Below are 25240 nucleotides of genomic sequence, written 5' to 3' on the forward strand. Positions count from 1 at the left end.
CCGAACCGACGGGATTTTCCTGGCAGGACGGAACCGTCCCACCACATCGGCTCTCCCGTTTCGGATCTCAGCCTCCGATCGGCGTCGAGTATTCGAATCCGGGGAGCTGATCTTCATCTGTGGCTCGAACAGCCGTCACCAGAGGACGCCCCGAACTGTTCGATTGCCTGCGCCAGATCGATGACGTCCGCATATTTGGCCTGCAGGTCGAGCAGATTCGATTCGTGCATGCCCGGCTCCCGATCACCGCACGCATCTGCCACCACCAGAGGCCGGAAGCCGTGCTGCAGTGCGTCGGTCGCGCTTGCACGGATGCAGCCGCTGGTCGTCAACCCACAGATGTACAGCGTGTCGATGCCGCGGGCGGTGAGAGTGGCCGCCAGAGAGGTACCGAAGAACGCACTCGCATACTGCTTGGTCACCACGATCTCCCCGGCGATCGGACGGGGGTCGACGGGAAATTCGCCCAGTTCCGAGCCCTCCTCGAAGACCGTCAGAGCCGGAATCTTCGTCGTGAAGAGCCCGCCGTCGGTTCCGCCGGGCTGATAGCTGACCCGGGTGAACACGACCGGAACACCGGCTGATCGTGCGGACGAAACCAGCTGTGCCGCAGCCTCTACTGCCGCTTCCACCGGGGCACGCAGGGGCGAGCCGTCCACCAGGTAGGCCGCGACGATGTCGACCACCAGAACCGCCGGGCTACGGCCGGGGCCCAGCTCACCGGCAAATCCCGACTCCCGGTACGACCCGAGCGTGTCGCTCACGCCCGCACTGCCTTACGGACGTTCACCGGCGGACGCGGTGCGGGCAATCCGGTTTCGGCCTCGCACCGCTCGAGGATCACGTCGATCGACGGCCCCTTGTCGAACACTGCGATCTCCCCGCGCGCGGCAGACATCTCACTGCGCGCGGCCTCGGAGGCGGACGAATCGACGACACCGTCGGCATCGCAGACGATTCCGTAGCCGATGCGGGCACCCTCGGCACTGACCAGGCCCCGCCGAACTTCGAGACCGACCAGTTCGGGATCCCGGGTCAGCGGGTCGCCCCAACCGCCGCCGCCCCACGTGACGAAGTGCAGCACATCGCCTCGTCCCACCGGCACCTCGTGAATCTTGCTGGCCAACACCTCGACCTCACCCGACGCTCGGACGATCCACTTCTTCCCTCGCGCACCGGGTTTGCCTCCGTTGACACCCCACGGATACGTGAGCCACCTGTCGTCGTGAATGGCGATGGTGCCCGGCTCCTCGAAGTAGTACGCCACGTCGACGCCGTTGCCGCCGCGATGAAGCCCGGCCCCGCCGGTGTCGGTGACGGTCTCCCACCGCTCGATGCGCAGCGGATAGTAGGACTCGAGGTACTCACAGGGGATGTTGACGAACGACGGCCACAGCGAGTGACCGTCCGGCCCGTCCCCCATCGGACGACCGGGGATACCTCCGAATCCGATCGAGTACAGCTGGAACCACTCCCCGTCCCGCGCGCCCCCGTCGTAGTGGCCGGAGTACATGAAGTGCGGCGACGACGAGAAGCCTGCGGCATTGAGAATCTCGGGGTTGTTCTTGCCCAGCAACCCACCGAAAAGGTCGAAGACACGGCCGATTCCGTGGTTGCGGCCGTTGAGTGCGGCCGGATAGCGCGGCTTCCAGAACGAGTCCTCGGGAATGGTCACGTCGATCAACGGATAGAAGCCGTCGTTCCACAGGATCTGCGGGTCGGCCACGGTGATGACGTAGATACCGAAGAACATGCGGACGAGATTCTCGTTGATGAAGTAATTGATCGGCCCGACGGCCTGCGGTGCCGCCTTGCTGAAGTCGAGGTGGATCTTCTCCCCGTGTCGGGTCAGCTCGATGGTCAGTTCGTAAGGGCCGTAACCACATCCGTCATCGCAGATGAAGTCGCTGAACTCGATGGTCTCGCCGTCGACGAACAACATCGCGAGCAGAACTTTCATGGCCTGATAGTTCCTGTCGAGCAACGCGTCGAGCGCCGACAGATACACGTCGACGCCGAACCGGTCGCACAGCTCGACGATGCGCCGCGACGCGGTGGTGCACGCCGCGACCAGTCCGTTCAGGTCTGCTCGGTTCCAGTCCGGCTTGCGCACCTGGTTGAGAATGATGTCCAGCGCGGTCTCGTTCAATTCGCCTGCGCTGTACAGCTTGAAGGGCGGAATGATCACGCCTTCCTCGAAGATCGTGTGCGCGTCCGTCGGCATGGACGACGGCGTCTTACCTCCGACGTCGGCCATGTGCCCGAACATCGACGACCAGCCGACGACGCGTCCGCTGTGGAAGATGGGCAACACGATCAGCCAGTCGTTGGCGTGACTGATGGCAGCACCACACGCGTAAGGATCGGAGGTGAGCAGGATGTCGCCCTCGCCGACGGTGCCGGAGAAGTTGTCGAGGAAGTCGGGAACGGACAGGCCGAACTGCCCGACCACCATCTTGCCGCTCGGATCGGCGATGAGGGGAAATTCGTCGTGCTGTTCGCGGATACCCGGTGACAGTGCCGTCCTGAAGAGGACCTCGTCCATCTCGGCGCGGGCGTTTCGCAAGGCGTTCTCGATGATGTCGAGCGTGATCGGGTCGACGGGAACCGTGGTGAACGGGGTCTTCGAGGTCTCGATGATGGTGGCCATCAGCTCTCCTGCAGTCGAGTGGTGCGATGGGTGTCGTCGGTGCCGACGGGGTTGATGAGAAGGCATGCGCTGCGGTGGACCGTGGCCGTGTGTCCGGACAACACCAGCGTGGTGGAGTCCATCTCCGTGATCACTGCCGGACCCGTCACGACGTTGCCTGCCAACAGTTTCGAGCGGTCGTAGATGCCGGCCTTTGCGTACTGCCCGTCCATCCACACGTCGTTCGTGGTGATCAACGCCGCGGACGGATCGTCGCCACCGTCCTCCAACGGCTGGAACGCCACCTCGGGGCGTGGACCACTGACCGTGACTCGGAGGTTGATGACCTCCCGTTCGTTCTTGAGCAGGAACGAGAACAGTCGCTGGTGTTCGGCGTCGAAGGCAGAGCCGAGAGTGGACAACAGCTCCCCCGAATCGAGGGCGGACGCGTCGAGGTCGACGGGAATCTCGAAACCCTGACCCTGATAGCGCAGGTCCACCTGGTAGGTGGCGGTCTGCTGGTCTGCTGGCACCCCCTCGGCCGAAAGCCTTTCCGACGCCGCTTCGGCCAATTCGGCAAGAGCTGTGCGCAACTCGCCGTCGTCGATGTCGGAGAAGGCACGAACCATGGTGCGCGCAGCCTCGTCCCGAAGACACGTCGTGGCGTCGCCGTACGCGCAGAGAACCCCGGGAGACGGTGGCACGATCACCGGCCACGACCCGGTGAGTCGACCCAGCGCGTTCGCGTGCAGCGGCCCGGCACCACCGAACGAGACGAGTGCGAAATCGCGAGGGTCGTAGCCCTGCTGCACACTGACCAATCGCAGTGCGCCGAACATGTTCTCGTTGACGATGTCGACAATTCCGGATGCGGCTTCCTCCGGACCGGCCAAGCCGATGGCCTCGGCGATCGTCGCCACCGCGGTGCGACTCGCGTCGGCGTCGAGATCTACCTCCCCGCCCGCCAAGGAGGCTGGGAGGTAACCGAGAACGACGTTCGCGTCGGTCACCGTCGGGTCGGTTCCGCCTTTTCCGTAGGCGGCAGGCCCGGGGTCGGCCCCGGCCGATTGCGGCCCGACCCTCAATGCGCGCGTCAACTCGGGCACGTGCGCGATGGAACCGCCACCGGCACCGACCGTTCGCACGTCCACGCTCGTCGCGCGGACGGCGAGGTCGCCGACCTTGGTCTCACGGCCGATACGTGGTTGCCCACCGAGCACGAGGGCGACGTCTGTGGACGTCCCGCCCATGTCGAAGGTGAGAAAGTCGGAGAAACCGGCTTGTTCGGCGAACCACACGGCACCGGTGACGCCGCCGGCCGGGCCGGAGAGCAGCAACGACACCGGCGCCTCCGATGCCTTCGCCGACTGCACCAGTCCGCCGTCACTTCGTAGGATCGACAGCGGAGCCTTGATTCCCCTGTCCTGCAACGAGTTGTCGAGATTGCGTACGTAACGCGACACCTCGGGCTGCACGTAGCTGTTGGCCACGGTGGTCAGGGTCCGCTCGTACTCCCGCATCTCGGGCAGGACCTGACTGGAGATGGAGATCGGAATGTCCGGGAGCTCGTCGGCAGCCCACTCGGCGATCTTCTTCTCGTGTGTGTCGTTCGCATAGGAGTTGATGAGCGAGATCGTCAGCGCTTCGATGCCTGCACCGGCAAGGCGACGCAATTGACCCCTCGCCTGGTTCTCGTCGAGCGCCGTCACCTCGGAACCGTCCGCCGCCAGACGACCCACGACCTCGACGGTGTTCTCCAGCGCTGCAAGCGGTTCGGGTTTCGGCCAGATGATCCAACCCGCCAACCCGCCCGGTACGTACGATCTGGCGATCTGCAGGACCTGCCTGAACCCGTCCGTGGTGACGAGTCCGACGCGCGCTCCCCGGCCCTGCAGGATGGCGTTGGTCGCCACCGTGGTGCCGTGGAGCACCTGATCGATCTCCGACGGTTCGATGCCGGCCTCCGAGCACACTTTGTCGATGCCGTTCAACACCCCGACGGACTGATCGGCGGGCGTCGACGGAGTCTTGGCTCTGTAGGTGGTACCGGTCGTTTCTTCGAGAAGCAGAACGTCGGTGAATGTTCCGCCGACGTCGACTCCGAGTCGATAGCGCATGATGATCTCCGGTGGTGTGCGGTGCGGTGAGTGAGGACGATGCAGTCGAGCTCAGATGATGCCGCGGTCGACGAGCGCAGCCCGTTCGGCCTCGGTGAGACCGAGAAGCGATCCGTAGATGTCCGAGTTGTGTTCTCCCAGTTCAGGTCCTGCATGCCGGACGGCTCCGGGGCTGTCGCTGAGCTTGGGCACGACCCCTGCCATCGGGATTTCGCCGAAATCGGGATGGGCCAGGCGCACGATGGCGTCGCGGGCCGCGAAATGCGGATCGTCGAACATGTCGCGAGCGGTGTAGATGCGGCCGGCGGGAACACCGGCTTCGTGGAGGATGTCGAGAACCTCGTCGGTTCCCAGATCTGCGGTCCATGCCGAGATGAGGTCGTCGAGTTCTTCCATGTTCACCCCGCGTGACGCGTGGTCGACGTACCGGGGATCGGATACGAGATCGGCCCGCCCCATTGCGGTGACCAAACGGGCGTATACCGAATCCTGGTTCGCAGCAACCAGAATCATCTCGCCACCCTTCGTAGGGTAGACGTTGCTCGGCGCGATGTTCGGCAGCACCGACCCGGTACGTTCGCGCTGATAGCCGCCGATCTCGTATTCCGGGAGCAATGATTCCATCATCGCGAGCACGGCCTCGTAGATCGCCGAATCCACCAGTTGACCACGCCCCGTTCGCTCCCGGTGGTGCACGGCAGTGAGGACGCCGATCGTCGCGAACACTGCGGCCAGGGAGTCGCCGAGCGAGATTCCGGCCCGAGAGGGTGGCAGATCCGGATTTCCCGTCACGTATCTGATTCCGCCCATTGCCTCACCGATCGAGCCGAACCCGGCACGGGGAGAGTAGGGCCCGTCCTGGCCGTATCCGGTGACTCTGGCCATGATCAGGCGTGGGTCCAGTGTGCGCAGATCCTCGTACCCGAGCCCCCATCGCTCGAGAGTGCCGGGGCGAAAGTTCTCGACGACGATGTCCGACTTACCGATGATGTTGCGCGCCAACGCTTGTCCCTCTTCGGTGCGAAGGTTGCATGTCACCGACTTCTTGTTCCGCGCCACCACCGGCCACCACAGCGACTTGCCGTGGGGTTTTTCCCGACCCCATTGCCGCATCGGGTCACCCTTGCCCGGCGGCTCCAGCTTGATCACCTCGGCTCCGAAATCTGCGAGGAGCTGTCCGCAGAACGGTCCTGCCAACAACTGACCCATCTCGACTACTCGTAGGTCGGACAACGGCCCTGTGGCGGCCTCGCTCATTCGGACTCCTTGACTTCGTCGGGCGTGAGAGATTGCAGTAGAACGTGTTTCGCAGCGCGGACGTGCGCCCGCATGACCGAGTCGGCCCAGATCTCGTCTCCGCTTCTCAACGCGGCCACCAGATCTCGATGGTGAGCGTGGCTGCGGGAGAGGTCCGCCGGCGAGTAGCGGTGAAAGGTGCGCATCACGAGGGGGAGTTGGATGACCGCGCTCAACATCGTCAGCAAGCGCGTGCTGGCGGCGGCGGTACGCACGATGGCATGGAACTCGTCGTTCAACTGCGCCATCAGGTCGAGTCTCTGGCCGGCGTCTCCGGCCGCCGACGATTCCATGAGATCGCAGAGTTCGCTCAGCCGGTCGAGATCCTTCTCCTCGATACGACGTGCAGCGCGAGCGGCAGCCATGGCCTCCAGCGTCATACGCAGGTCGTAGATCTCCTCGAGATCGTCTGCAGTCCAGGTGTACACACGAGCTCCGCGATGCGGAACCACCTCGACGAGCCCTTCCATCTCCAGCTGCCGCAGGGCCTCACGAACGGGCGTCCGACTGGTCTCGGTCAGCTCGGCGATATCGACCTCACCCAGCCTGGCACCGGGCGCGTACGTGCCCGCAATGATCCCGTCCCGGAGGTGGGAATACACACGATCCACGGCTCTGGCCACTGAAGGCCTCCGATCGAAGATGGGCTGGTTGTTCACAACTTAGGACCATCCCCACCTCCTGTCCACGAGAATCGCAAATGTTCCCCGAAAGAAACACAGGTGTTGCATACAACGAAAGCGGAGAGAAGGATCGAAGGATGACTTCTGTGCAACTTGTCGAGGTGGGCCCGCGTGATGGATTGCAGAACGAGAAGACTGCATTGTCGGTGGATCAGAAGATCGAGTTGATCGCCCGAAGCGTTTCAGCGGGAGCGAGGCGAATCGAAGCGGTCAGCTTCGTGAACCCCCGCCGGGTGCCACAGATGGCCGGGGCCGAGGAGGTGATGGCCGGGATCGAGCGACGCGACGACGTCTCCTACATCGGACTCGTGCTGAATCGCCGCGGACTCGACAGAGCGATCGACGCACGCGTGGACGAGGTCAACGTGGTGGTCGTCGCATCCGAGGAGTTCAGCCGGCGAAATCAGAATTGCTCAGTCGCAGAGGCAGTGTCGACGGCGCGCGATGTCATTCGAGACGCCGGATCCGCGGGCTTGGCCACCACCGTCACCATCGCGGCGGCGTTCGGTTGTCCGTTCAGCGGAGAAGTCGATCCTGGTTACGTGGGCGAGATTCTCGCGCAATTCGCCGACGACCGACCGTCGGAAATCGCCTTGGCGGACACCATCGGCGTCGGCGTACCGGCGCAGGTCCGCGTGTTGGCCGACATTGCGAGTACACGAGCACCGGGAATCCCACAGCGCTGGCACTTCCACAACACGCGGAACACGGGCTACGCCAATGCGTTGACTGCTCTCGAGACGGGTGCGCGAGCGCTGGATGCCAGTATCGGCGGCTTCGGGGGTTGCCCGTTCGCCCCCGCGGCAACGGGCAACATAGCGTCCGAGGACCTGATCTATGCACTCGATCGGTCCGGAGTCGAAACCGGTGTGCACCAACAGGTTCTGGTCGACGCCGCGGCGTGGCTCGGGAATGCACTGGGCAAACAGGTGCCCGCCCTACTCGGACGAGCCGGAGGCTTCCCGAGCGTGTGAGCGCGCCTGCCCGTCCCCCAGGATCGGCTCCTCAGTTCCGGATATGTGCCTCCGATCGGCGTCGGATATCCGGGTCCGAGGAGCTGATCCGCGGCGACCATCTCTCAACGACGGGTCGCGGCGAACACGTCGACCGGGTGGGGCACCCGAGGCCTGCCATCGGCACCGGGCACCGAGACCGCGTCGAGGTAGGCCCGCACGGGCCCGCGCAGCTCCGGGGTCAGCCGGGCCTGCACCGCGAAGTCCAGCACCTCGTCGATCGCGGTGGAGAGGTCGACCATCGCGTCCAGCGTGACCGTGTCGTCGAGGGCAATCCCGTTGTCCACGAACGCTTTGTCGACGTCGGCACTGAACCACTGCCGGTGGCCCTCGAGCGGAGGGGCGAGCACACCGACCAGAGCGTTGAGCGCGGCCGACGGTGCAACGGCCACCCACAGTTCGCCGCCGGGCCGCAGCAGGTCGAGCGCGCCGCGCAGGGTTGCCCCCACGTCGGCGACGTAGTACATCGAGTGCACGAACATCACGACGTCGAAAGTCTCGTCCACCGGGACGTCGTCGAACGACGCGACGTACGCGTCGGCGTCGAGCTCGTCGGCCGTCAGGGCGGCCATCTTGGCGGCGAACAACGTCGCGCTCCCGGGCCAGGGGTCGATGCCGACGTATCGCACCGGTCGGCCGGGCACCTGCTGCATCAGCCCCGCGGCGAGGCGGACGTCCAGCGAACCGTCACCGCAGCCCACCGACAGCACCGAGATCGGTCCATCCCCCACCCTGGCCAGCCGCCCGGACAGGTGCTCGGCGATGAGGCCGCGCTGGTCGGAGAGGAACTCGAAGGCGGCATGCCCGCGAGCGTAGGAGCCGGGGTCGAGACCGGCGAGGGCCGCCGCGCCACGCCGCGCCGCCCGCAACCCGTCGAGGAGCACGGCCGCGGTGTCGGTCGACGAAGTCGGAGCTATGTTGGACATTGGACCGAGTCAACCACGACGCCCCATCCGGTGCATCGAGGTCGGCTTCCTAGGAGGAATCGCGTGAGCAGCGGAGACACAGCCGATCGCAGTCTCGAGCACTGGAGCGAGGCCGGACGCAGGGGCATGGAAGCGTTCTACGCCCTGGCCACCGAGGACTATCACCAGCTCGCATTGGCAGCCGATTGGCCCGCCCTGCTCGCCGAGCACGCGCACGAGGGCTGGTCGCTGCTCGACGTGGCCTGCGGCAGTGGCAAGTTCCCCACTGCACTGCGCCGCTACACCGATCTGTCGGCGGTGCCCGAGCTGGCCTACGACCTGCTCGACCCGTCTGCGTTCTCGGTGGCCGAGGCGCGTGGTGCGCTCGGTGCTCCGTTCGTGCCTCGGGACGACTTGGTGATGACCCTGCAGGACCTACCCGCCGATCGGAGCGGGTACGACATCGTGTGGGCCACCCACGCGCTGTACGCCCTCCCGCCGGCCGAGTTGGACAGCGCGGCCGAACGGTTCGTCGCTGCACTGGCCCCCGGCGGCCTCGGCCTGGTCGCGCAGGCCACGGCGTCCTCCCACTACCTTGCGTTCTACGACGCCTTCCGCGCCGGCGTGCGCGAAGCAACGCCGTACACGACGGCCGAGCAGGTGCGCGACGCACTGATTCGAGCGGGCGCGGACGTGCGCGACCAGCGCGTCACGTACACCACCGGAACATCGGATCGCGCTGTCGCCGAAGGCTTTCTGCAGCGCTGCGCCTTCGACGACTCCGTGTCGCTCGACGAGATGGAGGCCGCACCGGTGCTGGGCGACTACCTCGCCTCCTGCCGCGACAAGTCCGGTTCCTACACCTTCTCCCACGAGGCGGCGCTGCTGTGGCTGTGAACCCGTCGACCAACGAACGGCTCCCCGAGCAGAACCGCGACGGCGGCATCGATCAGGACTGGGCCGGCAACGATCAGGACTGGTGGGACTGGTACGTCACGCTGGCCGCGAACGACGCCGCACCCGCAGAACTGGTCGACGGTCCCGGCTTGCCCGACATCGACGCGGCGACCGACGATCAAGTCGAGCGTGAACTCACCGAGCCCTACGATCTCGACCCGGCGGCCGTCGATGCATTCGCCCGTCACGCCTTCGTGCGGCTGCCCGCCGTGTTCTCGCCTGCCGTCGTACGTCGACTCGCCGAGCGGCTCGACGAACTACTGCGAGCCGAGCACGGCAATGACGTTGCGGGCCGGTTCACCGCGCTCGAGCAGATGTGGCTCCACGACGACCTGATGTGTGCCGTAGCGCTGTCACCCCGGATCGGCGGGTTGGCCGCGGCACTGCTCGACGTGCCTGGCGTTCGGCTGTACCACGACAATGCGCTGTCCAAGGAGCCCGGCTGCGGACGCACACCGTGGCACCACGACGCCGAGCACTTCCCGTTGCAGACCACCGACGCCGTCACCGCCTGGATGCCGATGTCGGCAATTCCGGGCCCGATGGGTCCACTGACGTTCGCGCGCGGACGGGACGTTCTCAGCGAGGTCGCCGACCTGGAATTCGACAAGGTCGGTACCTCCTACGACGAGGCCGTCACCCAGCGTTTCCGCATGCGCAACGTGGCGGTGGAGTCCGAGCCGTTCGCCGTGGGAGACGTGTCGTTCCACTCCGCGCTGTGCTTCCACACCGCCGGCCCGAACCGGACGACACAGCCGCGTCGCGCGCTGGCCACCACCTACTTCGCCGACGGCACCCGCGTCGTCGAGTCGCCGACCCTGATCAGCGGCACCTGGCGCGAATTCCTCCCCGGCATCGAGCCCGGTGGCATCGCGAACTCCGAGCTCAACCCGGTGGTCGGCCGCCGAGACTGACCCGACGGTACTCGCGCCGAGACCCGGTCGTTCCCACCCCTATCGGCGCGTCACAGCGCCGGAGTCCGCGAACCGATCAACGAACGATACGCACGTCGCAGAATCACCGGAAATCAACTGGGACAAACGATCTCACTCAGCGTGGACATGCTGTCGACACACACCCGAGCGGACAACCGAAGCGGGCCAACAATTCAGGACGACAGTCGGGCTCGCAGGTGAGCGAAGTGTGCAGTCCAGGTCAGAGCTTCTCGGCGAGTACATCGAGGTAGCTTATTTCGGGCGGCGAGGCGAAGAGTTCGTCCGCCCGTTCGCCGAGAGCCTGGCCGACCGGTCCGTTGAGATGCGTTTCACGGGCGGCGTCGTCCGGGAAAGCATCGACGATGCCGAACGTCGATGGGCCGAACCGTACCGCCAACCAGGGTCGGGTGCCGGGCTCCTGTTCGACGAGCGGTTGGGCCGACCGGAGAAACTCCTCGACTGCATCTTCCTTGCCGGGCTTGGCTTCGAGTCGGACCAGCAGTGCCTTGGTGACCATGACGATTCTCCTGTTCGAGGTGGTGGACACGGCCAAGCATCACACCTCGAACCGGCAAAGGGAAGGGCCTGTCAGTCCGCGCGCGAACGAATTTGGTTTTGCCCCTAGTAATCTCGCAGCCGAGAGAGGAGACTCGACCGGTAGAGGGAATAGACACGCCAGGTGCAGCGCCGGCCGAATTTCGGTCACGTCGCGAAACATGTTGATGTGCCAACGTTTTGGGTTACCGGTCAGTTCAGTGTGCTGCTGCGAACTGCCCACACCGCGTATCGGCTCGAACATCACGATCTGTTTGCACGGATACAGAAATATCGAACGACCGACACTGGCCGACGACGACAGTCGCGACCAGGGATTCAGGCGGTCGACCTCCGTTGTACGGTGAATAATGCTGTCTACCAGCCGCATTCGTTCTAATCCAATCATTTTTCGCTGCGGGTGCGTCGGCCACCTTCTCGACCTGCATTTCCCAACAGGCGTGCCGATCTCGACTCGTACCAGCCAGTACAACCACCTCACTACGAAGTCTTCGCCGATGTCGGGGTAACGGACGCCGCTGTCCACATGCTCACCGGCCGGACCGATCGAAAGGAACGAGTCATGGCGACTGCTGTGGGTATAGACCTGGGCACCACCAACTCCGTCATCGCCAGCTGGCAAGGCGGCGAGCCGGTGGTGATCTCCAATATCGAGGGAGCGCGGACGACGCCGTCGGTGGTGGCCTTCACCGAGAGCGGAGAACGGCTGGTGGGTCAGCTTGCCCGACGGCAGGCGATCTTGAATCCGAAGGGCACGATCTACTCGGCGAAACGCTTCATCGGACGCCACTACGACGAGATCTCCGATGAGGCAAGAGCGGTCAGCTTCGACATCGTGGCCGGTGACAACGGCGAGGCCCGAATCGATGTGCGGGGCAAGAAGTATGCGCCGGAGGAGATCAGTGCCCTCGTACTGCGCAAGCTCGTCGACGACGCGAGCAAGTTTCTCGGCGAGAAGGTCAAGGAAGCGGTCATCACAGTTCCGGCGTACTTCAACGACGCGCAGCGCAACGCCACCAAGGACGCCGGCCGCATCGCGGGCCTCGAAGTCCTGCGGATCATCAACGAGCCGACCGCTGCGGCGCTGGCGTACGGCATGGACAAGCAGGTCCACGAAACCGTACTGGTCTTCGACCTCGGCGGCGGCACCTTCGATGTGAGCTTGCTCGACGTCGGCGAGGGTGTCGTCGAGGTTCGGTCGACGGCCGGCGACTCTCACCTGGGCGGGGACGACTTCGATCGACGCCTGGTGGACTACCTCGCCGACGACTTCCAGCAGGTGGAGAACATCGATCTGCGCAAGGACGCACAGGCGTTGCAGCGCCTTTTCGAGGCCGCAGAGAAGGCCAAGGTCGAGTTGTCCTCGGTGACCCAGGCCCAGGTCAACCTGCCGTTCGTCACCGCCGATTCGGACGGTCCCAAGCACCTCACGACCACCGTCATGCGATCGAAGTTCGAGGATCTGACGGCGGATCTCGTGGAGCGCTGCCTCGACCCGGTGAAACAGGCAATGAGTGATGCCAGGGTCACCGCCAACGACATAGACGAAGTGATTCTGGTCGGTGGTTCGACGCGCATCCCGGCGGTGCAAGCCCTGGTTCGCCGGCTCACCGGCGGCAAGGACCCCCACATGGGCGTCAATCCGGACGAAGTCGTGGCTCTCGGCGCGGCGGTTCAAGCCGGCGTGCTCAAGGGCGAGGTCTCCGACGTGCTGCTGCTCGACGTCACCCCGCTGTCTCTCGGCGTCGAGACACAGGGCGGGGTGATGACCAAGATCATCGAGCGCAACACGACCATCCCGGCCCGCCGCAGCGAAGTGTTCTCCACCGCGGAGGACGAGCAGTCCGCCGTGGATGTCGTTGTGCTGCAGGGCGAACGCGAGCGGGCCGCCGACAACCGTTCGCTCGGACGTTTCCGTCTGGAAGACATCCGGCCCGCACCGCGCGGCGACGCCCAGGTCGAGGTCACGTTCGATATCGACGCCAACGGCATCCTCAATGTCACGGCCAGGGACAAGGACACCGGCAAGGAACAGAGCATCACGATCAGCGAGCAGAGCAATCTGGACCCGAGCGAGGTCGAACGCATGCTGGCCGAGGCCGAACGGAATCGGGGCGATGACGAGGCGCTGCGCAAAGCTGTCGACGCGCGCAACGAACTCGATTCCGTTGCGTATCAGGTGGAACGGCGACTCGCCGAACTCGGCGACAGCGCGCCACCGCACGACAGGGCACGGGCCGAGATGCTGATCGCCGATGCCAGAAAGGCCGTGAAGGACGGCGCTTCGCCTGCAGATGTACAACCACTCGCCTCCGAGCTCCGACAGCTCCTCTACGGGCTCGTGCCGGTACAGGACGGCGGTGACGGACGTCAGGTCGGTGGCGCGGACGCGGCCTCGACCGATGACGACGACGTGATCGACGCCGAATTCGATCGAAGCTGAGGCACGAGATGGAAAGGGCTGCAGATCATTCGAAACCCGAACCAGCGGCCGACGTCACGGAAGGAGATCGAACCGAGACGGTACCGGATCATGCCGCCACGAGTGCCGAGGAGGCTCGACTCGACGACCGCTGGCGCAGAGCCCTTGCCGATCTGGACAACCTGCGCAAGCGGTATGCCAAGGACCTGGAGCGAGAACGGGCCGCGGAGGTGACGAAGGTGTCCGCGGCGTGGCTGCCGGTACTGGACAATCTGGAACTTGCGCTGGCACATGCGGACAGCGATTCGCAGACCGTTGTCGACGGCGTCAAGGCGATCCGCGATCAGGCGGTGCAGGTGCTGTCACGGTTCGGTTTCGAGCGTCACGACGAGGTCGGAGTTCCGTTCTCCCCGCAATTGCACGAAGTGGTCAGCGTGGTGGTCCGGCCCGACCTTCCGTCCGGGACCGTGATCGACGTCGTCCGTCCGGGTTACGGAGAGGACGGACGGCAACTACGGCCGGCGTCGGTGGTCGTCAGCCGCCCCGAGGGGTGAGCACCGATGGCGCGTGACCACTACGAATCGCTCGGAGTCCCGCGGGGTGCGAGCACCGACGAGATCCAGCAGGCCTACCGCAAGCTGGCTCGCAAGTATCACCCCGACGTGAACAAGGACCCCACTGCGGAAGACACGTTCAAGGAGATGAACGAGGCCTACCAGGTGTTGTCCGACCCGGACACCCGGAAACGCTACGACCGGTTCGGTGCCGACTTTCGGCGTGTCCCCGAGGATTACGACGAACGGACCCGCACCAACTCGAGTGGGTACGGCGGTGGCGGGAACAGCGGCGGAGGATACGGCCGCGGGAGCAGACGCGTGCACTTCGGTTCCGGTGGCGACGGTGGCGTCGATCTCGACGACCTCTTCGGGCAGATGTTCGGCGGCGGTGGCGGGTACGGGCCGATTCCCGGTGCCGATCAGGAAGCGGAACTGGCCTTGACGGTCGAGGAGGCGTACCGGGGCGGCACACGCACGCTCGGACTGGACGGACGGCAGTACGACGTCGACATTCCGGCCGGGGTCGTGGACGGCCAGCGAATTCGGTTGGCCGGGCAAGGCGGACGGAGCAACGGCGGCGCGCCGCCAGGGGATCTGTACCTCGTGGTACGGATCGAGCCACATTCCCGGTTCCGAGTACAGGGCCGAGACATTCACGTCGACCTCCCGGTATCGCCATGGGAGGCGGTCCTCGGGGCGACCGTCGCCGTTCCCACCCCGGGTGGCGAGGCGAAAGTCAAAGTGGCTCCGGGCTCGTCGACTGGAAGGAAGCTGCGACTGCGCGGCGAAGGAATGCCGAATCCACGTGGCCCCAACGGCAACCTGTACGCCGAGATCAAGGTGATGGTGCCGTCGAAACCGACAGCACGCGAACGCGCACTGTTCGAGCAGTTGGCCGCAGAATCGAACTTCGATGCGAGGACAAAGACATGAGCGACCCGAACCCGGTGGTCCGGTACGTACTGGTTCGACGCACCGAATTGTCGACCGACGCCTTCGCCGAACGTACGGGGCTGCATCCGGAACTTGCACGGAAGCTCGTGGTCCTCGGTCTGCTCGACGCCGACCGCGTCGTAGGTGGCGAAATGTTCTTCGCGCCAACCGAAGTGGCCCATGCAGCCCGCATTCGACGACTGCGGACCGGTCTCGGCCTGAACTACTCGGCAATCGGGCTCGTGCTCGACCTGCTGGAACGAATCGAGACACTCGAAGCATCTTCCCGCAGAAGGAGGACAACCACATGGACATCAGCAACCTGACCGAGAAGTCGCGCGAAGCGCTGCAGGAGGCCCAGAGCCTTGCGACCAGAATGGGTCACACCGAGGTCGACGGAGAGCACCTACTGCTCGCCTTGGTCGGTCAGCAGGATGGGTTGGTGCCCCGATTGCTCGAGCAGGCCGGTGCCGAGGTCGATGCCCTGCAATCCGATCTGGAACGTGAACTCTCGCGAAGGCCCAAGGTCAGCGGCCCCGGTGCCGGGACCGGTCAGGTGACGATCACCCGACGCTTGTCCGCGCTCCTCGACGCCGCCGAGCGAGAGGCGAAGCGGCTCAAGGATTCCTACGTGTCGGTGGAGCATCTCCTGATGGGCCTCGCCGAAGAGGGTTCGGCCACTGCGGCAGGGCGAGTACTCGCCCGTCATGGAATCACCAGGGACTCCTTCCTCACAGCGCTGACGAAGGTGCGCGGCAATCAACGCGTCACCTCGGCCAGCCCGGAAGGTGCGTACGACGCGCTGGAGAAGTACGGACGCGACCTGGTCGCCGAGGGGCGGGCGGGCAAACTCGATCCGGTGATCGGACGAGACGCCGAAATCCGCAGGGTCACGCAGATCCTGAGCCGCAAGACCAAGAACAATCCGGTTCTGATCGGCGACCCCGGCGTCGGGAAGACCGCGATCGTCGAGGGCCTTGCCCAGCGGATCGTCCGCGGCGACGTTCCGGAAGGCCTGCGCGACAGAACGATCTTCTCACTCGACATGGGTTCCCTGGTGGCCGGCGCGAAGTACCGCGGGGAATTCGAGGAGCGTCTGCAGGCGGTGCTGGCCGAGGTGAAGGCAGCCGACGGGCGGATTCTGTTGTTCGTCGACGAGTTGCATACCGTGGTCGGTGCGGGATCAGTGGGCGGTGAGGGGTCTCTCGACGCCGGCAACATGCTCAAGCCGATGCTCGCCCGAGGCGAGCTGCACATGATCGGTGCCACCACGCTCGACGAGTATCGCAAACACATCGAATCCGATGCGGCACTGGAGCGACGGTTCCAGACCGTCCTCGTCGACGAGCCGAGCGCCGAGGATGCCATCTCGATCCTGCGCGGACTCCGCGAACGCCTCGAGGTGTTTCACGGCGTCAAGATTCAGGACGGCGCTCTCGTCGCTGCCGTCACCCTCTCGCACCGCTACATCACCGACCGCTTTCTCCCGGACAAGGCCATCGATCTGGTCGACGAGGCGTGCGCTCGGTTGCGCACCGAAATCGATTCGATGCCGGCCGAACTCGACGAACTCACCCGGAAGGTGACCCGGCTCGAGATCGAAGATGCCGCGCTGTCCAAAGAGACCGACGGCGCGAGCAAGGCACGTCTCGACGAGCTGCGCAAGGAGCTGGCCGACCTGCGGGCCGAGGCCGATGCCCGGCACGCTCAGTGGGAGGCGGAGCGACAGGCGATCCGCCGGGTGCAAGAGCTACGGAGCGAGCTCGAGCGCTTGCGCCACGAGGCCGAGGAGGCGGAGCGCGCCTACGACCTCAATCGGGCCGCCGAGTTGCGCTACGGCGAGATTGTCGAGCTCGAACGCAGGCTTGAGTCGGCAGAGGAGCAGCTGGTCACCAGACAAGGCCGGAGCCCGCTGTTGCGCGAAGTGGTCACCGAGGACGAGATCGCCGAAATCGTGGCTGCGTGGACTTCGATCCCGGTCGCTCGGCTGCAGGAAGGCGAGCGACAGAAGTTGTTGCAGCTCGACGAGATTCTGCACGAGAGGGTCGTCGGTCAGGACGAGGCGGTGCAGCTGGTCGCGGACGCGGTGATCCGGGCGAGGTCCGGCATCCGTGATCCACGCCGGCCGATCGGGTCGTTCATCTTTCTGGGCCCGACGGGCGTGGGAAAGACCGAGCTCGCAAGAACATTGGCCGGTGCTCTCTTCGACAGCGAAGACAACATGGTGCGCCTGGACATGAGCGAGTACCAGGAGCGGCACACGGTGAGCCGGCTCATCGGGGCACCTCCCGGATACGTGGGGTACGACGAGGGCGGACAGCTCACCGAGGCGGTGCGCCGAAAGCCGTACTCGGTAGTGCTTTTCGACGAGATCGAGAAGGCGCACGCAGATGTGTTCAATACCCTGCTACAGGTGCTCGACGACGGCCGGATCACCGATTCACAAGGCAGGCAGGTCGATTTCAGGAACACGGTGATCATCATGACCTCCAACATCGGTTCCCAGCACCTCCTCGAAGGAGTCACACCCGACGGCGAGATCGAGCCGAACGCCCGCGAGCGGGTTCTCGCGGAACTGCGTGGGCATTTCCGTCCCGAGTTCCTCAACCGGGTCGACGACATCGTGCTGTTCACCCCACTCACCCTGCCCCAGATCGAGCACATCGTCGGGTTGCAGCTCGCCGATCTTCGAAACCGCTTGTCGGAGCGCAGGATCGATCTGGACATCACCCCGGACGCGCGCAGGCTCGTCGCCGAACGCGGATTCGACCCGGTCTACGGTGCACGGCCATTGCGTCGATACATCGCCCACGAGGTCGAGACCAAGATCGGTCGCGCGCTACTGCGAGGGGACATCGAACCAGGCGGCACCATCACCGTCACGGTGGTCGACGGAGAACTCGTCGTCGCGTATGCGGAACCCGCCGTCGCGGCGGCCTGAGAGGAGATGTCGCCATGGAATCGGACAAGGTGAAGTGCGCGCACTGCGGCAAGGTCAACAGGGTGCCTGCCGCAGCGGACGGGACACCCCGGTGCGGGAACTGCCACGAGCCGCTGCCGTGGATCGCCGCAGCACGGGACGAGGACTTCGCGGAGATCGCCGAACACCCCTCGGTGCCCGTACTCGTCGATCTCTGGGCGACCTGGTGCGGACCGTGCCGCATGGTCAGCCCGGCGCTCGAACAGCTCGCCGGAGAACGCGCGGGCCGGATCAAGCTGGTCAAGGTCGACGTGGATGCCGCGCCCCTGACGTCCGAACGATTCACCGTCAGGGCCGTGCCGACCCTGCTGGTGATGGATCGGGGTGAGGTCCTCGCTCGGCAGGCCGGTGCAGCCCCGGTACCCCAGCTACGCGCATGGCTCGATCGAGCGCTTTCTGAGAATGCAGGCAAGGAGGCGACATCATGACGTTCGTGCCAGTGGACCCGCACGTCGATGCAATCCGGTCCGTGGTGCCCAGAACCCCGCAGGGCTGCGAAGAATGCCTCCGTCTCGGCACCCCGTGGGTGCACCTGAGGCTGTGCCTGACGTGCGGGCACGTCGGGTGTTGCGACTCCTCGCCGGGCAGACACGCGAGCGCGCACGCACATGTCGTCGGCCATCCGATCGTTCGGTCGATGGAGCCCGGAGAAACTTGGAGGTGGTGTTATGTCGACCGAAATCTCGTCTGAGGACGCCGGTCCAGCCGTCGTCGACGAGACCACGGACGAGCACGGCGCGTTCCCGCGGCTGACGGACGATCAGGTCGCAGTGCTCGAGGTCGGTGGCACACGTCGATCGGTTCGTACCGGAGAAGTGCTGATACGCGAGGGTGCGCCCAGCAACGACTTCTTCGTCGTTCTGTCCGGCAAGGTCGCCGTTCTCGACGAGGGTGACCGGGACGGTGAACGTCGGATACTTCGCGTGCACGGACCCGGCCGCTTCTTGGGTGAGCTCGGACTGCTCGAAGGTCAGGTGGCGTTCTACACCGCCGAAGCGATCGAAGACGGCGAGCTGCTCGTCACTCCCGCCGAGCGGGTGCGCGAACTGGTTGCCCACGATCCAGTGCTGAGCGATCTGATCCTGCGGGCCTACCTGCTGCGTCGGCACCTGCTGATCGGGCTCGGCTCGGGGTTCCGGATCATCGGGTCCTGCTATTCACCGGACACGTTGCGGCTTCGAGAATTCGCAATGCGAAATCGATTGCCTCACAAATGGATCGATCTGGAGCGGGACGAGCGGGCGGAGCAGCTGTTGCGCAGCCTGGACATCGCCCCCGAGGACGTTCCCGTCGTCATCTGGCACGGCGAGAAGGTACTGCGCAATCCGACGAACACAGAGCTCGCACGCATCGTCGGACTCTCCGTGCCGAACGCGGCCCAGGACGTGTTCGATCTCGTCGTCGTGGGTGCAGGACCGGCCGGACTGGCCGCATCCGTTTACGGAGCGTCGGACGGGTTGAACACGGTGACACTGGAGACGATCGCCGCAGGGGGACAGGCCAGCACCTCCTCCCGAATCGAGAACTATCTGGGATTCCCGGCCGGAATCTCCGGATCCGAATTGGCCGAGCGGGCTGTGATCCAGGCCGACAAGTTCGGTGCCCGCATCCTGGTCTCGGCAGAGGTGACCGGATTGACGTCCGAAGCCGGGTACCACGTGCTCCGGCTCTCGACGGCGGCACGGTTCGCGGCCGGTCCATCGTGCTCGCCACCGGCGCGCGCTACCGCAAGTTGACCGTTCCAGGTATCGCGGAACTGGAAGGCACGAGTGTGTACTACGCCGCCACTCATCAGGAAGCCCGCATGTGCGGGACCGACCCGGTGGCCATCGTCGGCGGCGGTAACTCCGCAGGCCAGGCGACAGTGTTTCTCGCCGAACATGTTTCGGACGTCCACTTGCTCATCCGCAATGACGATCTCGGAAAGAGCATGTCCCGTTACCTGGTCGACCAGATCGAGCACCACCCGCACGTGACCGTGCATCGCCACACCGAGGTTCGCGCGGTCCGCGGCAAGAAATACCTCGACGAAGTCGTGGTCGAGAACAACCGCACGGGCGAACTAGACACGATCAGGGCGCACGCCCTGTTCGTGTTCATCGGAGCGACGCCTTACACGGGGTGGCTTGCCGACGCCATCGCACTCGACGAACACGGGTTCGTCGTCACCGGTACGGACGCAGCTCTCGCTCGTGGAGACGGTGCCCTGCAGATCGGAGCAGCGCTGTGCGGGACGCTCGAAACGAGCCGACCCGGCTTGTTCGCCGCGGGCGACGTCCGCAGCGGCTCGGTGAAGCGAGTCGCATCCGCGGTCGGTGAAGGAGCGATGTCGGTACGCCAGGTCCACGAGTATTTCGAGCGACGGTGACGTGGGAAAACCGCAGCCATCCCAGCCCTGACGGATCCAGTGGACACACGTACACTGAATCGAGTGGGGAAGAGAACTCAGCGCACACAGGAGTTGGGTGAACTCGCAGAAATCGCGCTTCGCGAGCTGGCGTCGGCCGCGGGTGGTGTCCGCGCAGTTCACTCGGCCATTGCACGACGCACATTTGCCGCCGTGAAACTCGGCGTCGGGCCGGCTGCCTTGCCGACACAGCTGATGCACGACGCGATCGCCGCCGGAACCTACGCGACCATCACAGCCGCCTGCACCGGCGCAGCCACAACAGTCGGTGCACTGACCGGCAGTTCCGACGTGACCGGCGACGAGGTCACCGAGGACGATGCGCGGCCGTCACCGTCGCACACCACCCGCGGCGCTCAGACCATCGCCGTCCTGCACGGTCTCATCGGCGACGACATGGAGCGCAGTTCCCGGGTGCTCGCCCACCCGATGTCGATACGTGTCGACGGACGCCCGGTAGTTCCCAAGTACCGCGTTCTGGCCACGGCGTTTCCCGACGCCGGAGCGCACCTCGTGGTGTTCCTGCACGCGCTCGTGGAGACCGAATCGGCATGGCGGCTCGGTGGGCGACCCACGTACGGGGAGCGCCTGGACTCAGAAGCCGGAACGACCTCGATCTTTCTGCGCTACAACACCGGTCGTCGAATTGCCACCAACGGTGCCGACCTGTCGGACCTGTTGGAACAGCTCGTGCCTGCCTGGCCCGTCAGGGTTCACCGCATCACCCTGGTCGGTCATTCCATGGGCGGGCTGGTCTCGCGGAGCGCCGCACACCACGCTGCGGAGAACGGCCGCCGATGGGTGGAGCTGTTGACGGACGTATTCACCCTGGGGACACCGCATCTGGGTGCGCCACTCGCACACGGCGTACATCTCGCCGTCGCGGCTCTGGCCCTCGCGCCCGAGACCCGGCCGTTCGCGAACCTCCTGGCGCGTCGCAGCGCCGGAATCCGCGACCTGGTCCACGGATCGATCACCGAGGCAGAAGGACATCCCAGCTACGCCGACGGATTCGACGTCGGAGCAGCCGCGGACATCTCGGTTCCGGAGGGGGTTCGGCATCATCACGCCTCCGCGGTCGTCACCGGAAACCCTCGACACCCGGTAGGGATCTTCGTCGGCGACGGCCTCGTCCGTACCGACAGCGCCGGCGGCCGGAACAAACTGCGCGACATAGGACTTCGTCCGGACGACGGACTGGCGATCAACAGCGCGCATCACTTCACGTTGCTCAACGACGAGCGGGTGTACGGCTGGATGCGACGCGCATTGGCCGGCCCGTCTTCCGAATCGGCCACCTGGCTATAGATTTTCGGCCTATTCGGTCCATCGATAGTCGAGGAACTTCCCGTCGAACGTCACCACGACGCGATCTCCGTCCTCGTGTGGGCGTCGCTCGATGTTCATCGTGAAGTTGATGGCACTCATGATGCCGTCGCCGAATTCCTCGGCGATCAGTTCCTTGAGCGCGGGTCCGTACACCTCCAACGCCTCGTGGAATCGGTAGACCGTGGGGTCCGAAGAGATGTCGAGTGATCCGCGATAAGGAGCGAGGGTCAGCTCGAACAACGAGCCCTCGGCCATCCCGAGCTTCTCGGCGAGCACATCGGCATGAGCGACGCTGAGAGGATGCTGGCCGTAGAGTGCCGACACCGTCCAGGCCACCGGCATGTCGATGGCTTCTGCCAAAGCGGCCCAACTCAATCCGGTACGCACACGTGCCAGTCGAATCTCGCCGATCAACGGTTTACCTGCAAAGTCGGTCAACAGCTCTCTCCTTCGTGGTCGTTCTACAAGCGCACACCCGATTGGGCCTGGACTTCCAGTCTCAGCGGCATACAGCCGTCTCGCAACATCTGGCATCGACCACGTGCACGTTGTCCGATCACGGATATGGTGGCTGTTTCCGGCACGGACACAACGAAAGTACTGACGACATGACGCAACTCGGCCTCGGCCTTGCCGCACTCGGACGTCCCGAGTACCTGACGATCGGGCACTCGACAGCTGTGGACGGGCGGTTCGATCCGGTTGCCCTGGAGCAGCTGTGCCACTCGGTACTCGACTCCGCGTGGGAGAGCGGAGTTCGACACTTCGACGCCGCTCGGTCCTACGGCCTGGCCGAGCGGTTCCTCGGCAGCTGGCTGTCTCGGCATCCGAATCGGCGTCAGGACCTGGTGATCGGCTCGAAATGGGGCTACGCCTACGTCGCCGATTTCCAGCGGGGTGCCGCAGAACACGAGGTCAAAGAGCACTCGGTTGCACGGTTGGCCGAACAGTGGCCCCAGACCCTGCGCGATCTCGGCGGCGCGCCGGACCACTACCTGATTCACAGCGTCACCCCGGACAGTCCAGCTCTGAGCGACACTGCACTGCTCGACGATCTGCGCGCCATTGCCGACAGCGGCACCCGAATCGGCATCAGCACCAGCGGGCCGCATCAAGCCGACGTGGTGCAGGCAGCGCTGGACATCGGAGTGTTCAGCTCGGTGCAGTCGACGTGGAACCCGCTCGAGCCGTCCGTCGGCCCCGCCCTGGAACGTGCACACGAGGCCGGCTGGTTCGTCGTCGTCAAAGAGGCGATGGCCAACGGCCGGCTGGTGGCAGAAGATTCCCTACTAGCCAGGGTCGCGGATTCCGCCGGGGTCGGTCGTGACGCAGTCGCACTGGCGATTGCACTCGCGCAACCGTGGGCCGATGTCGTGCTCTCCGGCGCGGCGACTGTGACGCAACTCGAGCAAAATATTGCCGCGCTGTCGATCGACCGCGAACTGATCACGGCGAGCGATCTGAAACTTACGGAAGACCCGGAAAGGTACTGGGACAACCGATCACAAATGGCATGGACATGACAGCTCTGTAGAGCCTCCTCGCGGGACCGAATCAGCCGCTGCGGGCTCGGCCGCCTCGAATCAGCTCCTCCGTTTCGGATACCCGACTCCGATCGGCGTCGGGTCTACGAAAGTGAGGAGCTGATCTGCTGCAAGGTGCCGCGAGCACAACAACAGGATCGGAGAGGGGATCCTCCTCACGGGATCGATCCGTTGACCGCTCGCTCGCAGTGGGTCGTACCCGCGCTTGTCGAGCCGGTGTCACGTGGCATCGAAGCGTTTGGGACGATTCGGACATGACGACGAACCGGCAGACGCCCTCCGGCCATGGTGACAAGGAGCAGGATCGACCCGGACTCGATGAAGTTGTCAGAGGGCGGCCGCCGGCGACGGAATGGGCGGCCAACGTCGTTCGCGGCGGTCTGATCGGTCTGGCGGAAACGGTTCCCGGGGTCTCGGGCGGCACGGTCGCCCTGGTCACCGGCATCTACACCAGGGCCATCGCGTCGGCGAAGCATCTGACGGACATACCCAAGGCCGTGGTGACGCGGTCCGACGTGCGCGCCGAGGTCCGTCAGGTCGATTGGTGGCTGCTCGTCACGGTCGGCGTCGGCATGCTGTTGATGGTGTTCTCGGTGGCGGGGATCATGGCGGCTTTCGTCACGGATCAGCCCGTCTACTCCAAGGCGCTGTTCATGGGCATGATCGCGATGTCGGTGGCGATCCCGTTCATGGAGGTCAGTCGTGGCGCTTTCCCCACCACCCGGTCCCGACTGTCTGCCGTGGTTCTGTTCGTCGTTCTTGCTGTCGGGGTTGTCGTTCTCACGTCGTTACCCGGGGTCGAGTCGTCGAATCCGTCGTTAATTCTGGTGTTCTTCGCCGCGACCATCGCAATATGTGCGCTCGTGCTGCCAGGCGTTTCGGGGTCGTTCTTTCTGCTTGTCATCGGCCTGTATGCGCCGACGCTCACGGCCGTCGACGAGCGGAACCTGACATACCTGGCTGTGTTCGCCCTGGGCGCTCTGGTGGGGTTGGTCAGCTTCGTTCGGGTGCTCGAGTGGTTGCTGGCGAACTACCACGATCTGGCGATGGTCGCCGCTGCCGGCCTGCTGTTGGGGTCGTTGCGTGCACTGTGGCCGTGGCAGGGCGAGAACAGAGAGCTGCTGGCCGTCGGCAACGAATGGCCCGCTGCATTGGGATTGTTTGCCATCGGAGTTGCGGTCGTCGCTGTGGTCGCCATCGCTCAGCGGCGACTGGCAGCCACGCGTACGTCCTGACGTAACGGCAGGCGTAGCCGACCATCCACGCACCTCGTCGGAATCCGCACCGCCTATAGGTGCCGTGAATTCCCACGAGGGGCGTATATGCGCGCGAACCCTCCGCACAGACACAAAAACTCCGACCCCAGCAGCGGGATCGGAGCAGTGGAGCCTCCTAACGGGATTGAACCGTTGACCGCTCGCTTACAAGTATGTTGCGAGACAACCAGATACGTCCGCATGGAACCACCACAGACCCTCTTACCTGTGTCAATCGTCCAGGCAGCACCACCCGAATCCACGTCCGTTCATACCGACATGTGACACGCTCGTGACACCGAGACCTGCTCCGAAAGTCCGTCGAGAGCGTGGTCAATCCGACTAAACACGCGCTGATGCGAAGCAGCCTGCACCCGCCCGCCCGCCGTCCGCGATCCACGAAATTCCACGCTCTCTGTGTAGGTCCCAACCGTCGCCCCTAGGGTTCTGACCGTTGTCCAACAGCTGCCGACCGGATAGTCGGCTCAACACATGCAGCTATCGGCCGTCACAGAACGGGTCGAGTACGAACAGAAACCACATTCTGCACGACACGGACAACCAAGGTGTCCACGACGGTGGGTCCATCGCGGATTCGACATTGGGCATACCGATATCCACGTCGTGGACAACGAACCGGGCCGCCCATGCAGAAACTCACAGTCCACGTGGGACTGTCTGAATAACGGTTGATCCGGTCCTTGGTTCGACACGCCGAGCTC

Annotated in this window: 21 protein-coding genes and 1 pseudogene; 14 read left to right on the forward strand and 8 right to left on the reverse strand. The window is 64.9% G+C overall.

From position 1 onward, the window contains the following. Window positions 1-113 precede the first annotated feature (113 nt). The 5 genes from QM590_RS21060 to QM590_RS21080 are packed head-to-tail and all read right to left on the reverse strand — an operon-like array spanning window position 114 to window position 6665. Complete coding sequence (locus QM590_RS21060; RefSeq protein ID WP_269596277.1) at window positions 114-764, reverse strand: isochorismatase family protein; 651 nt, start codon at window positions 762-764, stop codon at window positions 114-116. Further along, the gene (locus QM590_RS21065) at window positions 761-2650 is read right to left on the reverse strand and encodes a hydantoinase B/oxoprolinase family protein (protein WP_269596278.1); all 1890 of its coding nucleotides are present in this window, start codon (window positions 2648-2650) and stop codon (window positions 761-763) included. The genes QM590_RS21060 and QM590_RS21065 overlap by 4 nt, the downstream gene beginning before the upstream one ends. Continuing rightward, the gene (locus QM590_RS21070) at window positions 2650-4746 is read right to left on the reverse strand and encodes a hydantoinase/oxoprolinase family protein (protein WP_269596279.1); all 2097 of its coding nucleotides are present in this window, start codon (window positions 4744-4746) and stop codon (window positions 2650-2652) included. Before QM590_RS21070 ends, QM590_RS21065 begins: the two co-directional genes overlap by 1 nt. Before the next feature lie 51 nt (window positions 4747-4797). After that, the gene (locus QM590_RS21075; protein ID WP_269596280.1) at window positions 4798-6003 is read right to left on the reverse strand and encodes a CaiB/BaiF CoA transferase family protein; all 1206 of its coding nucleotides are present in this window, start codon (window positions 6001-6003) and stop codon (window positions 4798-4800) included. After that, window positions 6000-6665 carry a GntR family transcriptional regulator gene (locus tag QM590_RS21080; protein WP_269596281.1) on the reverse strand — a complete coding sequence of 222 codons (666 nt, stop codon included), beginning with the start codon at window positions 6663-6665 and terminating at the stop codon, window positions 6000-6002. The genes QM590_RS21075 and QM590_RS21080 overlap by 4 nt, the downstream gene beginning before the upstream one ends. 137 nt (window positions 6666-6802) lie before the next feature. On the opposite strand from QM590_RS21080, the gene QM590_RS21085 reads away from it, so the two are divergent. Beyond that, a complete protein-coding gene (locus QM590_RS21085; protein WP_269596282.1) occupies window positions 6803-7699 on the forward strand; it encodes a hydroxymethylglutaryl-CoA lyase in 897 nt (298 codons plus the stop codon). 104 nt (window positions 7700-7803) lie between these two features. Here QM590_RS21085 and QM590_RS21090 read toward each other — a convergent pair whose 3' ends face one another. Then, window positions 7804-8664 carry a class I SAM-dependent methyltransferase gene (locus QM590_RS21090; RefSeq protein ID WP_269596283.1) on the reverse strand — a complete coding sequence of 287 codons (861 nt, stop codon included), beginning with the start codon at window positions 8662-8664 and terminating at the stop codon, window positions 7804-7806. Window positions 8665-8727: 63 nt separating this feature from the next. Between QM590_RS21090 and QM590_RS21095 the strand changes: the two genes are divergently transcribed. Together QM590_RS21095 and QM590_RS21100 are read left to right on the forward strand one after the other, a co-directional pair. Continuing rightward, a complete protein-coding gene (locus QM590_RS21095) occupies window positions 8728-9540 on the forward strand; it encodes a class I SAM-dependent methyltransferase (RefSeq protein ID WP_176460313.1) in 813 nt (270 codons plus the stop codon). Further along, window positions 9531-10514 carry a phytanoyl-CoA dioxygenase family protein gene (locus QM590_RS21100; RefSeq protein ID WP_269596284.1) on the forward strand — a complete coding sequence of 328 codons (984 nt, stop codon included), beginning with the start codon at window positions 9531-9533 and terminating at the stop codon, window positions 10512-10514. The genes QM590_RS21095 and QM590_RS21100 overlap by 10 nt, the downstream gene beginning before the upstream one ends. Window positions 10515-10755: 241 nt before the next feature. Here the strand turns inward: QM590_RS21100 and QM590_RS21105 are convergent, their stop codons facing one another. Beyond that, entirely contained in the window at window positions 10756-11052 is a 297-nt protein-coding gene (locus tag QM590_RS21105) for a putative quinol monooxygenase (protein WP_032376247.1), read from the reverse strand. Window positions 11053-11652: 600 nt separating this feature from the next. Between QM590_RS21105 and dnaK the strand changes: the two genes are divergently transcribed. The 9 genes and pseudogenes from dnaK to QM590_RS21155 all read left to right on the forward strand — a co-directional run bounded on the left by dnaK (window position 11653) and on the right by QM590_RS21155 (window position 21697). After that, window positions 11653-13533, forward strand: coding sequence for a molecular chaperone DnaK (gene dnaK / locus QM590_RS21110; RefSeq protein ID WP_269596285.1), 1881 nt, complete (start codon window positions 11653-11655; stop codon window positions 13531-13533). An 8-nt stretch (window positions 13534-13541) separates the two neighbouring features. Further along, a complete protein-coding gene (locus QM590_RS21115) occupies window positions 13542-14066 on the forward strand; it encodes a nucleotide exchange factor GrpE (protein WP_269596286.1) in 525 nt (174 codons plus the stop codon). A gap of 6 nt (window positions 14067-14072) precedes the next feature. Beyond that, window positions 14073-15002 (forward strand): DnaJ C-terminal domain-containing protein, encoded by a 930-nt coding sequence (locus tag QM590_RS21120; protein WP_269596287.1) that lies wholly within the window; start codon window positions 14073-14075, stop codon window positions 15000-15002. Continuing rightward, a complete protein-coding gene (locus QM590_RS21125; RefSeq protein ID WP_032376243.1) occupies window positions 14999-15328 on the forward strand; it encodes a chaperone modulator CbpM in 330 nt (109 codons plus the stop codon). The genes QM590_RS21120 and QM590_RS21125 overlap by 4 nt, the downstream gene beginning before the upstream one ends. Next, window positions 15310-17943, forward strand: coding sequence for an ATP-dependent chaperone ClpB (gene clpB / locus QM590_RS21130; protein WP_269596288.1), 2634 nt, complete (start codon window positions 15310-15312; stop codon window positions 17941-17943). The genes QM590_RS21125 and clpB overlap by 19 nt, the downstream gene beginning before the upstream one ends. 14 nt (window positions 17944-17957) lie before the next feature. Then, window positions 17958-18410: a thioredoxin gene (trxA, locus tag QM590_RS21135; RefSeq protein ID WP_045196849.1), complete on the forward strand. Its 453-nt coding sequence runs from the start codon at window positions 17958-17960 to the stop codon at window positions 18408-18410. After that, a complete protein-coding gene (locus tag QM590_RS21140; RefSeq protein WP_082322520.1) occupies window positions 18407-18673 on the forward strand; it encodes a ubiquitin carboxyl-terminal hydrolase 14 in 267 nt (88 codons plus the stop codon). The genes trxA and QM590_RS21140 overlap by 4 nt, the downstream gene beginning before the upstream one ends. Further along, window positions 18651-20350, forward strand: a pseudogene (locus tag QM590_RS25990) (FAD-dependent oxidoreductase). Before QM590_RS21140 ends, QM590_RS25990 begins: the two are co-directional and overlap by 23 nt. A gap of 63 nt (window positions 20351-20413) precedes the next feature. Continuing rightward, window positions 20414-21697, forward strand: coding sequence for an esterase/lipase family protein (locus tag QM590_RS21155; RefSeq protein ID WP_269596291.1), 1284 nt, complete (start codon window positions 20414-20416; stop codon window positions 21695-21697). A 9-nt stretch (window positions 21698-21706) separates the two neighbouring features. Here QM590_RS21155 and cynS read toward each other — a convergent pair whose 3' ends face one another. Beyond that, the gene (gene cynS / locus QM590_RS21160; RefSeq protein WP_269596292.1) at window positions 21707-22156 is read right to left on the reverse strand and encodes a cyanase; all 450 of its coding nucleotides are present in this window, start codon (window positions 22154-22156) and stop codon (window positions 21707-21709) included. Window positions 22157-22326: 170 nt separating this feature from the next. Here cynS and QM590_RS21165 point away from each other — a divergent pair, with 170 nt between their 5' ends. Both QM590_RS21165 and QM590_RS21170 read left to right on the forward strand, forming a co-directional pair. After that, window positions 22327-23241, forward strand: coding sequence for an aldo/keto reductase (locus tag QM590_RS21165; RefSeq protein ID WP_269596293.1), 915 nt, complete (start codon window positions 22327-22329; stop codon window positions 23239-23241). A 275-nt stretch (window positions 23242-23516) separates the two neighbouring features. After that, window positions 23517-24497 carry a DUF368 domain-containing protein gene (locus QM590_RS21170; protein WP_269596294.1) on the forward strand — a complete coding sequence of 327 codons (981 nt, stop codon included), beginning with the start codon at window positions 23517-23519 and terminating at the stop codon, window positions 24495-24497. Window positions 24498-25240: the final 743 nt, after the last annotated feature.

The sequence above is a fragment of the Rhodococcus sp. IEGM 1372 genome (assembly GCF_030056835.1).
Lineage (GTDB): Bacteria > Actinomycetota > Actinomycetes > Mycobacteriales > Mycobacteriaceae > Rhodococcoides.

Excerpts from the sequence above, each read along its gene's own strand:
- QM590_RS21065 (WP_269596278.1), bottom strand. The coding sequence starts at position 2,650 with ATGGCCACCATCATCGAGACCTCGAAGACCCCGTTCACCACGGTTCCC.
- QM590_RS21070 (WP_269596279.1), bottom strand. The coding sequence starts at position 4,746 with ATGCGCTATCGACTCGGAGTCGACGTCGGCGGAACATTCACCGACGTT.
- QM590_RS21075 (WP_269596280.1), bottom strand. The coding sequence starts at position 6,003 with ATGAGCGAGGCCGCCACAGGGCCGTTGTCCGACCTACGAGTAGTCGAG.
- QM590_RS21085 (WP_269596282.1), top strand. The coding sequence starts at position 6,803 with ATGACTTCTGTGCAACTTGTCGAGGTGGGCCCGCGTGATGGATTGCAG.
- QM590_RS21090 (WP_269596283.1), bottom strand. The coding sequence starts at position 8,664 with ATGTCCAACATAGCTCCGACTTCGTCGACCGACACCGCGGCCGTGCTC.
- QM590_RS21105 (WP_032376247.1), bottom strand. The coding sequence starts at position 11,052 with ATGGTCACCAAGGCACTGCTGGTCCGACTCGAAGCCAAGCCCGGCAAG.
- dnaK (WP_269596285.1), top strand. The coding sequence starts at position 11,653 with ATGGCGACTGCTGTGGGTATAGACCTGGGCACCACCAACTCCGTCATC.
- QM590_RS21115 (WP_269596286.1), top strand. The coding sequence starts at position 13,542 with ATGGAAAGGGCTGCAGATCATTCGAAACCCGAACCAGCGGCCGACGTC.
- QM590_RS21120 (WP_269596287.1), top strand. The coding sequence starts at position 14,073 with ATGGCGCGTGACCACTACGAATCGCTCGGAGTCCCGCGGGGTGCGAGC.
- QM590_RS21125 (WP_032376243.1), top strand. The coding sequence starts at position 14,999 with ATGAGCGACCCGAACCCGGTGGTCCGGTACGTACTGGTTCGACGCACC.
- clpB (WP_269596288.1), top strand. The coding sequence starts at position 15,310 with ATGGACATCAGCAACCTGACCGAGAAGTCGCGCGAAGCGCTGCAGGAG.
- trxA (WP_045196849.1), top strand. The coding sequence starts at position 17,958 with ATGGAATCGGACAAGGTGAAGTGCGCGCACTGCGGCAAGGTCAACAGG.
- QM590_RS21140 (WP_082322520.1), top strand. The coding sequence starts at position 18,407 with ATGACGTTCGTGCCAGTGGACCCGCACGTCGATGCAATCCGGTCCGTG.
- QM590_RS21165 (WP_269596293.1), top strand. The coding sequence starts at position 22,327 with ATGACGCAACTCGGCCTCGGCCTTGCCGCACTCGGACGTCCCGAGTAC.
- QM590_RS21170 (WP_269596294.1), top strand. The coding sequence starts at position 23,517 with ATGACGACGAACCGGCAGACGCCCTCCGGCCATGGTGACAAGGAGCAG.